Source organism: Maribacter sp. X9 (assembly GCF_048537565.1).
Lineage (GTDB): Bacteria > Bacteroidota > Bacteroidia > Flavobacteriales > Flavobacteriaceae > Maribacter.
Window position 1 is genome coordinate 2,182,501 of the sequence record NZ_CP183215.1, and the last position, 12,316, is coordinate 2,194,816.

Sequence of the window (12,316 nt, forward strand, 5' to 3'; positions counted from 1 at the left end):
TCATGGAAATGATTAAAGAACGAACCGCTGATATGAGTAAAGGTCCCTTATTTTGGACACCTACAGTAGAAGTACTTTATAATTATGAGTACATGAGGGATAATCCTGAATTTATTGATGAAGATTCTTGGCATAGAGGGTTGCCGGATAGTGTTGTAGTTGATATACGTAAAAGTCTTGAACATTCTGATCAACTTCCATATTTTCAATTGACCCCCAGTCGCAAACCCACCTTGGAAACCAAAGTAAAACAACTGTTAGACGCAGGTGTGGTGCTTATGGTCGGAACGGATAGCGGTATTCCTATGAAATTCCATAGTCAATCTACGTGGAACGAGTTAGATGTTTGGGTGAATGAATTTGGGATAGACCCTATGTATGCGATTCGTGGTGCGACATATTGGCCTTCTTTATGGATGGGTGTTGCTGATGAAGTTGGTACCGTTACCCCTGGTAAGTTCGCAGACATTATCGCAGTCAAAGGTGACGTTTTACGTTATATCAGTCTTCTGCAAGATGTAGATTTAGTTATAAAACATGGTAAAAGATATAAATAAGGTACTTACTTAGGTTTTTTATGTCCCTGTTAGAATCTTATGAAAAAGAAGAACATCTTAATACCGTATCTCATGCAATCGGAGCGGTATTAGCTGTTATTGGCTTTGTCATGTTGATTTGTTCAAATACTCATCAAAATATTTATGCTATTTTAAGTTTGGTGATATACGGCCTAACTTTAATTAGTATGCTTACCGTTTCCACCATATATCATGCTAGTAAAAGTGCAGTATGGAAAAGAAGGTTACGGATTTTAGATCATATAAATATCTATTACCTTATCGCAGGTACCTATACTCCGTTAGCCTTAATACCCTTGGTCCAAGGTAATGGATGGCTTATTTTCTATACGGTCTGGGGGATAGCACTTTTTGGATCGGTTTTGAAATTGTTTTTTACAGGTAAGTATGAAATAGTATCTCTCTTGCTTTATTTGATTATGGGATGGCTGATTGTTTTTGATTTTCAAAATCTTTTGAAAAATTCAACCGAGAAAGGAATTCAACTTTTAATGCTTGGTGGCGCCTTTTATACTATAGGAATACTGTTTTATTCCATCCGAAAAATACCCAATAATCATTTTATTTGGCATCTATTCGTTTTAGGAGGTGCTATTAGTCATTGGTTTTATATTTACTTAGATGTTATTTAAAGAAGTATCATTTTTAACTTATCAAAGCTAATTTGATTTTAGTAAGGGTGTTTATGGTTTATGTTGTTATTGAATTTTATCTTAGTACTTGAAATTGACGGAATAGAATAAGGTCAGAAATTTAATTTATAAGTAATGAAGGATTTATTTTCCATTAAAAATAAAGTATATGCGCTTTCTGGAGGGACAGGAACTTTGGGTGGATCCATTGCCGAATATCTTGTAGGTCATGGAGCCAAGGTAATTTTACTTGGACGTTCTCCAAAGAAATTGGCGGAAAAGAAAGATGAGCTGAACGCTATTTCCCCTAATTCCACCTTCACATTTGAAGTAGATGTTTTGAACGAAGAAGCGCTAATTGAGGTGAAAAAAGAAATAGCCTCGAATTTTGAACATTTAGATGGTTTGGTCAACTTGGCTGGCGGCAACATACCAGGAGCTACTTTATCGGCAAATCAGAGCATTTATGACATTGCAATAGCAGATACCCAAAAGGTTTTGGATATCAATCTGTTTGGAACAGTGATACCTACTATTGTTTTAGGAGGTATTATGACACAACAAGGCTTTGGTTCTATAATCAATATTTCATCGATGGCATCTAAACAGGCTATTTCTCGTGTACTCGGATATTCTATGGCTAAAGCCGGTGTGGATACCTTTACCCAGTGGATGGCAAATGAAATGGCTTCAAAGTTTACAGATAAAATACGTGTGAACGCCATTGCTCCTGGGTTCTTTATAGGTAATCAAAATAGAAGATTGTTGACCAATGAAGATGGCTCATATACGGATCGGGGTAATAAAATCATTACGAATACTCCTATGGCCCGTTTTGGGGATGCCTCTGAGTTGAACGGTATGGTACATTATTTATTAAGCGATGCCTCAAGTTTCGTAACCGGTGCTTGTTATGATGTAGATGGAGGTTTTAATTCTTTTTCTGGAGTATAATGGAATATTTAAAAAAAACATTTAGATGGTTCGGTCCTTCATTTGGAGTGGCCTTGGAAGATATCAAACAAGTGGGTGTTGACGGAATAGTTGCGGCATGTCAAGAAGTTCCTTTAGGAGACGTTTGGCCTATAGAAACGATTACTTCGTTAAAAAATGAAATCGATTCCCACGGTATGGAATGGTCAGTGGTCGAAAGTGTGAATATTCATACGTCTATTAAATACGGTTTGCCGGATCGCGACAGGTATATATCCAATTATATTCAAACGCTTAAAAATCTTGCGGCGAATGACATAAAAGTGGTTTGTTACAATTTTATGCAACTTATTGATTGGACACGTACGAACCTAGATTTTCGTCTACCTAACGGCGCATCTGCGCTTAAGTATGATCCCATAGCCGCAACTGCTTTTGATCTCTTTATTTTAAAACGCGAAAATGCTGAGGAAAGTTATTCTCCAGAAATTATTGAGCAGGCCACCACTTATTTTGAAAACTTAAATGAGGAAGGGAAAGATACTCTTGAAAAATCAATATTAGCGGGAATGCCAGGTTCTAGAAAGTTAATTTCTATGGATGAATTTAAGCGCAATCATGCTACCGTTTTAGCTATTAGTAAAGAGAAATTACAAGATAATTTGGCTTACTTTTTAAAAGCTATCATTCCGGAAGCGGAAAAACTTGGGGTAAAAATGGCAATTCACCCAGATGATCCACCTTTTTCGGTTTTTGGAGTTCCTAGAATTGCTTCAAATTATGAGGAATTAAAATTTATATTGGATGCCTGTCCATCCCCCAGCAATGGACTTACTTTTTGTTCTGGTTCTTTAGGGGCTTCCAAAGAGAATGATTTGGTGAAAATAATTGAGGATTTTGGTGAAAATATTCATTTTGTACACTTGCGAAACGTGCAGTGGACTGAGGATGGGAGTTTTTATGAAGCTGACCATTTAAATGGTTCTTTGCCTATGCCCAAAATCATGAAGGCCTTGATTCAAGAGCAGAAAAATAGAAAAGAATCTAAAGGCGGAATTATTAATATACCAATGAGACCAGATCATGGTCATGTACTGTTGGACGATAAAAAAAGGCAAGCTGAATTTTATTCTGGATATTCTATGGTCGGTAGGGCGTTAGGTCTTGCCCAGCTGATCGGTTTAGAAAAAGGAATCCGTTTGGGAATGAATTTATAGGTAGCCTTTTCTAGAATAGAGTTTAAACTTCAAGGATGTCTTTGTATTCCCTAAAGAAGGATTCAAATTGAACCATGGATTTGTTGAAAAATTCCATGGTTTCTCTCCATGTATTCTTATTGTGGATTGAAACGCCCTGTAGTTCCACATATATTCTGGAGATTTGTTTTTCATTTTCCAGCATATAAAAATCTTCAAAAATAGCTTTTGGGAGATATTCTTCTTTCAATATGGATTTAAGGGAGATTAATTTTTCCCAAAGCTTTATGCGTTGTTCCAAGTCGGTATCAATATCCATCGAAACTAGTGCAAATTTTAAATCAAAATGAAATTTAAAGGATAATCCCTTAATTTTAGTTTTGTACAATATCCATTTATGGGGGAAAGACTTCCCGAAGGAAACCCAAAATTCTTCCCGTAGTTTTCTTGATTCTTCTTTGCTGAACATTTATAAAAAATAAGCAATGGTTACCCCGAAAATAATGACCAATAATTTTCTCAGATTGAACTTATGACCCTCAGAACTTTCAAATAGAATAACTGTGGAAATATGTAAAAATACCCCAATGACCAGTGCATTTAAAAAAGTTGCATAGGTAGCCAAAATGTCAATCGTATGGGCCAAAAATGTTCCTAAGGGCGTCATAATTGCAAAAAGAACCATGAACAACGCTGAATGAAAGGGTTTAAGTTTAGAGTCTAACAAAAATATACTCAAGATAATTGCGATGGGAATTTTATGAATAAGAATACCATAAATAATGGTGTCGTTTGAACTTATGGGCAACCCCTCCAACAAAGAATGCAAACAAAGGCTTATGAAGAGTAACCAAGGGAAATTCAAACTATCCTTTGAAATATGAACATGACCGTGTTCCGCACCTTTCGAAAAGAATTCCAAAAATATTTGGAACAAAATGCCTAACATGACGAAAACACCGATTGTTTTTGGGTCTGTCCCATTATATACTTCCGGTAACATTTCAAAAATTGTAAGTGCCAATAAAAATGACCCACTAAATGCCAGCAGTAGCTTAAAGTTTTCTTTATTCTGTGGTTTGGCTATTACCACAAAAAGGAAGCTTAAAAGTACTCCTAGAACAGGTAAAATATAAATCATGTAGTAGTTGGTTAGCCTTTTGAAAAAGGAAATTGATCGTAAATTAATCTAACCTCAAAATTAGCGTATTTTTGCGGTACGTGAAAAATAGGTTATGAGTAATAATTTCAAAATGGTCGCCAAGACCCTTTTTGGTTTTGAAGAACTCCTCTCAAAGGAACTACGAAATCTTGGTGCTAGTAATGTTGTTGAGGGCGTCCGTAATGTTTCTTTTGAAGGGGATACCGGTTTTATGTATAAAGCGAACCTTTGTCTAAGAACCGCTATTAAAATTATTAAACCCATTCATTCATTTTCTGTGAGGGATGAAAATGATCTGTATAAAAAGATTTATGCCTTAGATTGGACGGAATTTCTTTCGGTTAGCGAAACGTTCGCTATTGATACAACCGTCAACTCTGAAGCATTTACCCATTCATTATACGTATCCCAAAAAACCAAGGATGCGATCGTAGATAAGTTTAGGGATACGGACGGAACCCGGCCAGATGTAGATATTAAAGATCCAGATCTGCGTATCAATATCCACATTCATAACAATGAATGTAATGTGTCGTTGGATAGCTCAGGTAGTTCTTTGCACCATAGAGGGTATCGAACGGCTACGAATATTGCGCCCATCAATGAAGTTTTAGCTTCTGGATTGCTGCTCTTGAGTGGTTGGGATGGCCAATGTGATTTTTTAGACCCCATGTGCGGCAGTGGAACGATGTTGACGGAAGCGGCTATGCTTGCTTGTAATATACCGGCGAACATCAACAGAAAGGGTTTTGCTTTTGAAAAATGGTCTGATTTCGATGCGGAACTATACGGCAAGATAGTGGATGCAAGTCTCAAGAAAACTAGGGAATTCCATCACAGAATTGTAGGGTATGATAAGGCCCCGTCTGCTGTAAGAAAAGCTTTGGATAATATAGAAAATGCGAACTTGACAGATTATATAACTGTTGAGCGAAGGGATTTTTTCAAAACGGAAAAAGAAACCGAAGGTAAATTGCATATGTGTTTCAACCCGCCCTACGGGGAGCGGTTAGACATAGAAATGGAGAATTTTTACAGTGCCATCGGTGATACCTTAAAACAAGGATATCCGGGTACAAACGCTTGGTTTATTACCAGCAATCTTCAAGCATTAAAATATGTCGGTTTGCGGCCCTCCCGAAAAATAAAGGTATTCAATAGTCATTTAGAATCACGACTTGTGAAATATGAGATGTACGAGGGGAGTAAAAAAGCGAAATATCAAAAAAACCCTGAAAAATGAAGCCCAAGCATAAAGTCTTAATTTATAACTTTCTAGGATTTGCAGTTCTTTTTATACTTTTTCGATTTGGGTTAGGTATATTCTTTCACCTAGATTCGTTTTATATGGCATTGATCGCGGCCGTAGCGGCATCTGTTCTTGCTCCAAAATTTGCTGTGGTTCAAAAGGAAGGTGTAGAAAAAATAGTAATGAAGTGGATATTCATCAAAGGATTCAAAGAATTATAATTTTTCATTTTTTGATTCTGATTCTTCGATTTTTTTCTTCACCTTATTTTTCTTTTTGTATAAAGGGAGGAAATAAGAGATACTATAATTGTATCCTACACCAAAACGGCTGTCATTGGTTACTTTATTAAATCCGGGAATCCATAAATTAGGAAAACGATCATCTTCCTTCTGCGATAAAATCAACCCCAATCTTATACTTGCTCCCATATAAATATTGGAGAACAGTTCAACTTTAGTCCCAAAGACAGCTTCTAACCAAGTAGCTGAAAGTCCTGAAAATTTTTCTGGAATTTCGGATCCGGCAGCAAAATTATTGGGGTTCCAATAACGATTGGTATTGAAATATTGGTAATTGTTCAAGGTATTTTCAAAAGTGCTGAATGCCAATCTTCCCCCTAAGTAGATTAAATTTTGCTCCCCATACCAGTTGGCATACGTATTTTTGTTTACCCCGACCTTGATATAACTTCCAGAGGTTGTGAAATTAAATAGATCTTCTTGTTTTGTTTTATCCTCGTTTCCTAATTCAGCAGCCACATAAAGATTTTGGTTCAATCTATAATCGGCAACGATTTCAAATCCTGTATAATTATCGTCTAAAAATGACATGATGGGTCTACTTAAATCCACTCCAACCCGTATTCCATACGATTGTTTATAAACTACAGAATCTTTTGGATTAAGGTCGATGGGTTTACTTTGGCCAAAAGCCAAGCATATAGAAAAGAGGAAAAAAAGATTAATGAAAAATCTTAACATGGGTTGAATCTGAATTGATGACTTTTGAGCGTATAATTTCTATATCTTTTATCCAGTTATCGGTATCCGAAGTAAGTGATGCCTGTAAGCTGTCATAATTGACAACAAAACCACAGCCGCGGGATAGAAAATCTTCAAGTCTTTTGTATGAAAAATTAACCGTGTCGATGTTTCCTGTTTCCGCACCGTTCTCGGCCGATGCCGAATTTGAAATCAACAAGAAACTGGTTTGATCCATTTCGGTTTTTAAAGGAATCGATATTTTGTTCAATGCGGTTCTGTCAGCTACCGTATTTACAGTAACGGATTGACCTTGGCCAACCACCCTTAAAGTAGGAACATTTTTTAAGGCCGTAGTATCGGATATGTCATAAAACTCGATCACCAATAGCGGCGTGTCCCCTTCCACACAAATATCATCCTTCTCACAAGAAGCAATCGAAATTATACTTAAGAAAAATAATAGACCAATTCGTACCCTTTCCATGTTAATCTTTCTTTTCCAAAAGTACAACATTTTCTACGTGATGCGTTTGTGGAAACATATCAACAGGTCGCACTTTACTCACCTTGTACATCTCCTTCATCAGTTCCAAATCCCTTGCTTGGGTAGCACTATTACAACTTACATACACTACTTTTTTTGGGGCAATATTTAGAATTTGTTGCACGACGTCTTTATGCATCCCATCTCGGGGTGGATCCGTAATGATAACATCGGGTATGCCATGAGTTTCTATAAAATGTTTGTTGAAAACGTTTTTCATGTCACCCACGTAAAACTCAACATTTTCAATGTCATTTCGTTTTGCATTTGCCTTGGCATCTAATATTGCTTCGGGAACAGATTCGATACCCACTACTTTTTTTGCATTTTTGGAAACAAATTGTGCAATGGTTCCCGTACCCGTGTAAAGGTCATAAACGAGTTCGTCACCTTTTAAATTAGCAAAATCTCGGGTAATTTTATAGAGTTCGTAAGCTTGTTCAGAATTGGTCTGATAGAAAGATTTTGCATTTATTTTAAACTTGAGTCCTTCCATTTCTTCAAAAATGTGATCCCTACCCGCGAAACATATAATTTCTTGATCGTATATGGTGTCGTTCTGTTTCGGATTGATGACATATAACAACGAAGTGATTTCAGGAAAGGTTTCAGAAAGATGCTGTAACAACAGTTCTCGTTTGGTTTTTGCATCTTCAAAAAATTGTATCAGCACCATAATCTCTCCTATGGAAGAAGTACGGATCATGAGCGTACGTAACATGCCATGTTGATTCCTGGGATTAAAAAACGTTAATCCGTTGGCTATGGCAAAGCTCTTTGTTTCTAGACGTATGGCATTGGAAGGATCTTTTTGAAGATGACATTTTTTGATGTCCAAAATTTTATCCCACATGCCTGGAATATGAAAACCCAAGGCATTTTTGTCCGTTATTTTGTCATCCGATTGAATTTCATCTATAGTTAACCAGCGACTATCAGAAAAGGAAAACTCCATTTTATTCCGGTAGAAATATTGCTTTTCTGAACCTAAAATCGGGGTCATTTCCGGTAAATCGAGATGACCGATTCTTTTAAGGTTGTTCTCCACCTCTTTTTGCTTATAGAATAGTTGGTGTTCGTAGCCCATATCTTGCCATTTGCATCCCCCACAAACCCCAAAGTGTTGGCAAACGGGTTCTACCCGTTTATTCGATAGCGAATGAAAAGTAGTGGCAATACCTTCAAAATAGGCTTTTCTCTTTTTGGTGGTCTGTACATCTACCACATCACCGGGAACAGTATTGGTCAAAAATATAACACGGCCATCTGGAGCTTTCCCAATCGTCTTTCCTTTAGCTGCAGCATCTACCACAGTCACATTTTCAAATATCTGTCGCTTATTCTTTTTTCGCATAGCGCAAAAATAAAGGTTTCTTTGGATTGGGAATTACCTTATAGATAGTATTAACAGCATTTTTCAACAGGTCATTTGTCATAGTTTATTTTAATAGGTTTAATTTGTATTTTTGTAACTCTACAGGATGATTTCTCTCCTACGCTGAATTTTCGGCCCTATAGCTAACGGGATTTCGAAAGGAAAAAGGTATAGAAGGAATTGCTAAGGTTTTATTTAAAGTAATTTTTATCATGTCGGTTTTAGAAAACATCACTTCTGAATATGCTATTGCATTGGAGGCAAAACACGGAGCACACAATTATCACCCTTTACCCGTGGTATTAAGTAAAGGGGAGGGCGTTTTTGTTTGGGATGTTGAAGGGAAGAAATATTACGATTTCCTATCCGCCTATTCCGCTGTAAATCAAGGGCATTGTCATCCAAAAATAGTGGGAGCAATGACACGACAGGCCAAGACTTTATCGTTGACGTCGCGGGCATTTTACAATGATGTATTGGGTACATATGAAAAGTACGCGACCGAGACATTTCATTTCGATAAACTTCTGCCTATGAATACAGGAGCCGAAGCGGTAGAAACAGCTTTGAAAATATGTAGAAAATGGGCGTACGAAAAAAAAGGTATTGCCGAGAATGCGGCGCAAATAATAGTTTGCGAAAATAATTTTCATGGTCGTACAACTACCATCATTTCATTTTCTAATGATCCTGTGGCACGTAAAAATTTTGGTCCCTATACGGACGGGTTTCTAAAAATAGAGTATGATAGCCTACAGGCTTTAGAAGAAACGTTGAAATCGAATAAGAATATTGCCGGATTTTTGGTGGAACCCATTCAAGGGGAAGCGGGGGTTTATGTTCCTTCTGAGGGTTATTTGAGCGGCGCAAAAACTTTATGCGAAAAGTATAATGTATTGTTCATTGCAGATGAAGTACAGACGGGTATTGCCCGTACCGGCCGTTTATTGGCTACTTGTGGTAATTGTTCTTGTACCGATAAACACTGTAGCGGAACACCTGAGGTAAAACCTGATATTTTGATTTTAGGAAAGGCCCTATCCGGTGGAGCATATCCTGTTTCGGCCGTATTGGCCAATGACCAAATAATGGATGTTATACGGCCAGGCAACCATGGCAGCACCTTTGGCGGTAACCCAATTGCAGCGGCTGTTGGTATTGCGGCTTTAGAGGTCGTTAAAGATGAAAAGCTAGCGGAAAACGCTTATGTTTTAGGTGAACTTTTTAGAGATGCACTGAATAAATTTATCCCTACCTGTGATTTGGTGAAAAGTGTACGGGGAAAGGGACTTCTCAATGCCATTTTAATCAATGACACGGAAGAAAGTTCTACAGCGTGGGACATTTGCATGGCATTAAAGGAAAACGGACTCTTGGCTAAGCCTACCCACGGCAATATCATCAGGTTTGCACCCCCATTGGTGATGACCGAAGAGGAGCTTATGGATTGTGTTTCCATCATCATTAGAACACTTACCGAATTTAAAAGGTAAACAAAAAAAATCCCCGATGTAAGTCGGGGATTTTTATTTGTACAAGACTTTTACTGGAAGTTACCCGAGGCAAAGAAGGCTATGATCAGGCCAAAATAGATAATGGTAAATACAAGCAAAATTGCGGATAAGGCTAGACCGATATAAGCTAAAATCCTAGCTGTTTTTACATTCTCATATCCACTGTATAAACCTGGATTCATTTCGTAAGTTCTTTCCGCTTTTTTCGCGTTGCTCAAGCCAATAAAACTAAAAATAGCTCCAAATGGTCCACAGCAAAATAGGGTAAGCACTATAGATAGAATTCCAAAGGTCAGCGCATTACTTGCGCCAGGGAGTTTTTCTTTCATAAAATCAATCTATTTCAATACCCATTTGTTCATAAATATCCTTTTGTTGCTCCAAATAGGCATCCCAGCCGCCCATCGATACTATGGAATAAATCACCCATATTACTGTAAGAATACCTAAAACAAGACCGATAATCGCAACAATCTTGGTGGTCTTTAATGTGCTGAAGTTTGAATAATTCTCAGGATTTTCACTATAAAGCTTAGTGTCTTTATTGATTAAGAATAGTGCTATCCCTGAAAGTAATATGCCACCTATTCCAATGCTAAAGCAGCAGCATATATAGGAGAATATACTAAGGACTAACGCTAAAGTTACGTTAGGTAATTTTTGTTGTTCCATAATTTGATGGGTTTAGTTAGATAAATTTTAAAATATAATTGGTTAATATAAAACCTACAGTAGTTACCATAAGTATAATCGTAATTGTATTTGAATATTTAAAAGGCAAGAATTTGTTAACGCCTAAAAATCCGAAAAGCAAAAGCATAGGGTATATGGCAGGATACATTTCAAATGCGGCGCCAAATTCTCCTTTTGTCAAAAGAAGGGCAGAACGTTGAAGACCACAGCCAGGACAGTCAAACCCGAACAGTTTTTTGGTAAAACAGGGTAGCATGTAGTTTTCCAATCCTAAAAAAATGAAAATCGCTATGGATCGCATGTTTAATTTGAATTATCGGTCGGAAAATTACCATTATTTTTGTGCATACAAAATAAAAATATGTCCCAATTTAAGATAGGTGATCAAGTAGAAACAATTGACGATGTCATTAAGGGTATTGTAAAAACCATAAATGGGGACGATATTAGTATTGTAAGTGATGATGGTTTTCCCTTAACTTTTTCCGCTAATGAACTGGTTAAGATTTCGAATGAAATTAGGGTGAGTAATTTTGAAATTGCCCAAGTTAAGAAAGAAAAGGAACTTCCAAAGCGAAAGCAAACCATAGTGGTAAAAGCAAAAGAACGCACTGCACCCAAAATGGAAGTGGACCTTCATATCAACCAATTGGTTAAAAACCCTAAGGAAATGGGTAACTATGAAATGCTGAATTTACAATTAGAGACCGCTAAACGCCAGTTAGATTTTGCCATCAATAAAAAAATACAAAAAATTGTATTTATACATGGAGTAGGGGAGGGCGTGTTGAAAGAGGAGCTTGGCTATCTGTTCGGAAAATATGAGAATGTCAAATACTATGATGCCGAATATCAAAAGTATGGTATAGGGGCGACTGAGGTCTATATTCTTCAAAATCACTAGCTCAATTCTTAGTTGTCACTACACCAAAATCACTTATTTGTAGATCGGTAATTCTACTTCCATCTTTATTTACAAAAGAAATACCGCTTAATTTGATGTTATGCGAAAAGGTGACACTGTCAGTTTGGGTGGTAGTAATGAAAACCGATCCGCCCTGTGCCTCAATTTCTTCCTTGACCGTTGGTGTTAAAGGAGGTGGAGCATCACAGAAATAGGCTTTAGTGACCTTATCAGAAAAAATACGGTAACTGACTTTAGAGGATCCGGGCACTGTGCTTTCGACTTCTCCCGCAGAAACCTCATTTTTTAAAAGCCCATTGGGTAAAGTAAGAATAAGTGCCTCACTCCCGTTAATTTTAAACAAAACATTTATAGCTTTCGTCGATAATGTGCCACAATTCTGTATTTGGGTAATACTGTCAAAATCAACGGTATCTATTTGGAGGTCCCCATCGTTACAACCAAAAAATAAAAGCGAACAACCAATTAAAAGGTATTTTTTCATAGGTCAAATTTAATCCAAATATGGGAAATCCATCTAAAGCATGCT

17 protein-coding genes (1 of these 17 cut by a window edge) are annotated in these 12,316 nt (G+C 37.0%); 8 read left to right on the top strand and 9 right to left on the bottom strand.

All coding sequences use genetic code 11. From position 1 onward, the window contains the following. From ACNR9Q_RS09375 to uxuA, 4 genes are all read left to right on the top strand, one after another. On the top strand, nt 1-557 hold the final stretch of the coding sequence (locus ACNR9Q_RS09375; RefSeq protein WP_419210954.1) for an amidohydrolase family protein. 781 nt of this gene lie to the left of the window's left edge; 557 of the gene's 1,338 nt are visible here — the last part of the coding sequence; its start codon lies off the left edge, out of view; the stop codon is at nt 555-557. 20 nt (nt 558-577) lie between these two features. After that, on the top strand, nt 578-1,210 hold the full coding sequence (gene trhA / locus ACNR9Q_RS09380) for a PAQR family membrane homeostasis protein TrhA (RefSeq protein WP_419210955.1): 633 nt from the start codon (nt 578-580) through the stop codon (nt 1,208-1,210). A 135-nt stretch (nt 1,211-1,345) separates the two neighbouring features. Next, the gene (locus tag ACNR9Q_RS09385) at nt 1,346-2,164 is read left to right on the top strand and encodes an SDR family oxidoreductase (RefSeq protein ID WP_419210956.1); all 819 of its coding nucleotides are present in this window, start codon (nt 1,346-1,348) and stop codon (nt 2,162-2,164) included. After that, on the top strand, nt 2,164-3,360 hold the full coding sequence (uxuA, locus tag ACNR9Q_RS09390) for a mannonate dehydratase (protein WP_419210957.1): 1,197 nt from the start codon (nt 2,164-2,166) through the stop codon (nt 3,358-3,360). The genes ACNR9Q_RS09385 and uxuA overlap by 1 nt, the downstream gene beginning before the upstream one ends. Before the next feature lie 22 nt (nt 3,361-3,382). Here uxuA and ACNR9Q_RS09395 read toward each other — a convergent pair whose 3' ends face one another. Beyond that, on the bottom strand, nt 3,383-3,808 hold the full coding sequence (locus ACNR9Q_RS09395; protein ID WP_419210958.1) for a DUF4268 domain-containing protein: 426 nt from the start codon (nt 3,806-3,808) through the stop codon (nt 3,383-3,385). Beyond that, entirely contained in the window at nt 3,809-4,480 is a 672-nt protein-coding gene (locus ACNR9Q_RS09400) for a ZIP family metal transporter (RefSeq protein ID WP_419210959.1), read from the bottom strand. 94 nt (nt 4,481-4,574) lie between these two features. Here ACNR9Q_RS09400 and ACNR9Q_RS09405 point away from each other — a divergent pair, with 94 nt between their 5' ends. Continuing rightward, on the top strand, nt 4,575-5,744 hold the full coding sequence (locus ACNR9Q_RS09405; RefSeq protein ID WP_419210960.1) for a THUMP domain-containing class I SAM-dependent RNA methyltransferase: 1,170 nt from the start codon (nt 4,575-4,577) through the stop codon (nt 5,742-5,744). Between the two features lie 104 nt (nt 5,745-5,848). After that, nucleotides 5,849-5,971 (top strand): hypothetical protein, encoded by a 123-nt coding sequence (locus ACNR9Q_RS09410; RefSeq protein WP_419210961.1) that lies wholly within the window; start codon nt 5,849-5,851, stop codon nt 5,969-5,971. Here the strand turns inward: ACNR9Q_RS09410 and ACNR9Q_RS09415 are convergent. The 3 genes from ACNR9Q_RS09415 to rlmD are packed head-to-tail and all read right to left on the bottom strand — an operon-like array spanning nt 5,966 to nt 8,634. Then, nucleotides 5,966-6,733, bottom strand: a complete 768-nt coding sequence (locus tag ACNR9Q_RS09415) for a DUF6048 family protein (RefSeq protein ID WP_419210962.1) — start codon at nt 6,731-6,733, stop codon at nt 5,966-5,968. The genes ACNR9Q_RS09410 and ACNR9Q_RS09415 overlap by 6 nt on opposite strands. Next, nucleotides 6,714-7,220, bottom strand: a complete 507-nt coding sequence (locus ACNR9Q_RS09420; RefSeq protein ID WP_419210963.1) for a DUF6452 family protein — start codon at nt 7,218-7,220, stop codon at nt 6,714-6,716. The genes ACNR9Q_RS09415 and ACNR9Q_RS09420 overlap by 20 nt, the downstream gene beginning before the upstream one ends. 1 nt (nt 7,221) lies before the next feature. Continuing rightward, complete coding sequence (rlmD, locus tag ACNR9Q_RS09425; RefSeq protein ID WP_419210964.1) at nt 7,222-8,634, bottom strand: 23S rRNA (uracil(1939)-C(5))-methyltransferase RlmD; 1,413 nt, start codon at nt 8,632-8,634, stop codon at nt 7,222-7,224. A 233-nt stretch (nt 8,635-8,867) separates the two neighbouring features. On the opposite strand from rlmD, the gene rocD reads away from it, so the two are divergent. After that, a complete protein-coding gene (rocD, locus tag ACNR9Q_RS09430; protein ID WP_419210965.1) occupies nt 8,868-10,148 on the top strand; it encodes an ornithine--oxo-acid transaminase in 1,281 nt (426 codons plus the stop codon). A gap of 50 nt (nt 10,149-10,198) precedes the next feature. Here the strand turns inward: rocD and ACNR9Q_RS09435 are convergent, their stop codons facing one another. The 3 genes from ACNR9Q_RS09435 to ACNR9Q_RS09445 are packed head-to-tail and all read right to left on the bottom strand — an operon-like array spanning nt 10,199 to nt 11,163. Further along, the gene (locus ACNR9Q_RS09435; RefSeq protein ID WP_419210966.1) at nt 10,199-10,498 is read right to left on the bottom strand and encodes a CCC motif membrane protein; all 300 of its coding nucleotides are present in this window, start codon (nt 10,496-10,498) and stop codon (nt 10,199-10,201) included. A 4-nt stretch (nt 10,499-10,502) separates the two neighbouring features. Continuing rightward, on the bottom strand, nt 10,503-10,841 hold the full coding sequence (locus ACNR9Q_RS09440) for a CCC motif membrane protein (protein WP_419210967.1): 339 nt from the start codon (nt 10,839-10,841) through the stop codon (nt 10,503-10,505). 16 nt (nt 10,842-10,857) lie between these two features. Then, complete coding sequence (locus ACNR9Q_RS09445) at nt 10,858-11,163, bottom strand: DUF2752 domain-containing protein (protein ID WP_419210968.1); 306 nt, start codon at nt 11,161-11,163, stop codon at nt 10,858-10,860. Between the two features lie 60 nt (nt 11,164-11,223). On the opposite strand from ACNR9Q_RS09445, the gene ACNR9Q_RS09450 reads away from it, so the two are divergent. Further along, the gene (locus ACNR9Q_RS09450) at nt 11,224-11,766 is read left to right on the top strand and encodes a Smr/MutS family protein (protein ID WP_419210969.1); all 543 of its coding nucleotides are present in this window, start codon (nt 11,224-11,226) and stop codon (nt 11,764-11,766) included. A 1-nt stretch (nt 11,767) separates the two neighbouring features. Here ACNR9Q_RS09450 and ACNR9Q_RS09455 read toward each other — a convergent pair whose 3' ends face one another. Next, a complete protein-coding gene (locus tag ACNR9Q_RS09455) occupies nt 11,768-12,271 on the bottom strand; it encodes a hypothetical protein (protein ID WP_419210970.1) in 504 nt (167 codons plus the stop codon). Nucleotides 12,272-12,316 lie beyond the last annotated feature (45 nt).

Excerpts from the sequence above, each read along its gene's own strand:
- ACNR9Q_RS09410 (WP_419210961.1), top strand. The coding sequence starts at position 5,849 with ATGGCATTGATCGCGGCCGTAGCGGCATCTGTTCTTGCTCCAAAATTT.
- ACNR9Q_RS09405 (WP_419210960.1), top strand. The coding sequence starts at position 4,575 with ATGAGTAATAATTTCAAAATGGTCGCCAAGACCCTTTTTGGTTTTGAA.
- ACNR9Q_RS09400 (WP_419210959.1), bottom strand. The coding sequence starts at position 4,480 with ATGATTTATATTTTACCTGTTCTAGGAGTACTTTTAAGCTTCCTTTTT.
- uxuA (WP_419210957.1), top strand. The coding sequence starts at position 2,164 with ATGGAATATTTAAAAAAAACATTTAGATGGTTCGGTCCTTCATTTGGA.
- ACNR9Q_RS09395 (WP_419210958.1), bottom strand. The coding sequence starts at position 3,808 with ATGTTCAGCAAAGAAGAATCAAGAAAACTACGGGAAGAATTTTGGGTT.
- rlmD (WP_419210964.1), bottom strand. The coding sequence starts at position 8,634 with ATGCGAAAAAAGAATAAGCGACAGATATTTGAAAATGTGACTGTGGTA.
- ACNR9Q_RS09445 (WP_419210968.1), bottom strand. The coding sequence starts at position 11,163 with ATGCGATCCATAGCGATTTTCATTTTTTTAGGATTGGAAAACTACATG.
- trhA (WP_419210955.1), top strand. The coding sequence starts at position 578 with ATGTCCCTGTTAGAATCTTATGAAAAAGAAGAACATCTTAATACCGTA.
- ACNR9Q_RS09450 (WP_419210969.1), top strand. The coding sequence starts at position 11,224 with ATGTCCCAATTTAAGATAGGTGATCAAGTAGAAACAATTGACGATGTC.
- ACNR9Q_RS09455 (WP_419210970.1), bottom strand. The coding sequence starts at position 12,271 with ATGAAAAAATACCTTTTAATTGGTTGTTCGCTTTTATTTTTTGGTTGT.
- ACNR9Q_RS09385 (WP_419210956.1), top strand. The coding sequence starts at position 1,346 with ATGAAGGATTTATTTTCCATTAAAAATAAAGTATATGCGCTTTCTGGA.
- ACNR9Q_RS09420 (WP_419210963.1), bottom strand. The coding sequence starts at position 7,220 with ATGGAAAGGGTACGAATTGGTCTATTATTTTTCTTAAGTATAATTTCG.
- ACNR9Q_RS09435 (WP_419210966.1), bottom strand. The coding sequence starts at position 10,498 with ATGAAAGAAAAACTCCCTGGCGCAAGTAATGCGCTGACCTTTGGAATT.
- ACNR9Q_RS09440 (WP_419210967.1), bottom strand. The coding sequence starts at position 10,841 with ATGGAACAACAAAAATTACCTAACGTAACTTTAGCGTTAGTCCTTAGT.
- rocD (WP_419210965.1), top strand. The coding sequence starts at position 8,868 with ATGTCGGTTTTAGAAAACATCACTTCTGAATATGCTATTGCATTGGAG.
- ACNR9Q_RS09415 (WP_419210962.1), bottom strand. The coding sequence starts at position 6,733 with ATGTTAAGATTTTTCATTAATCTTTTTTTCCTCTTTTCTATATGCTTG.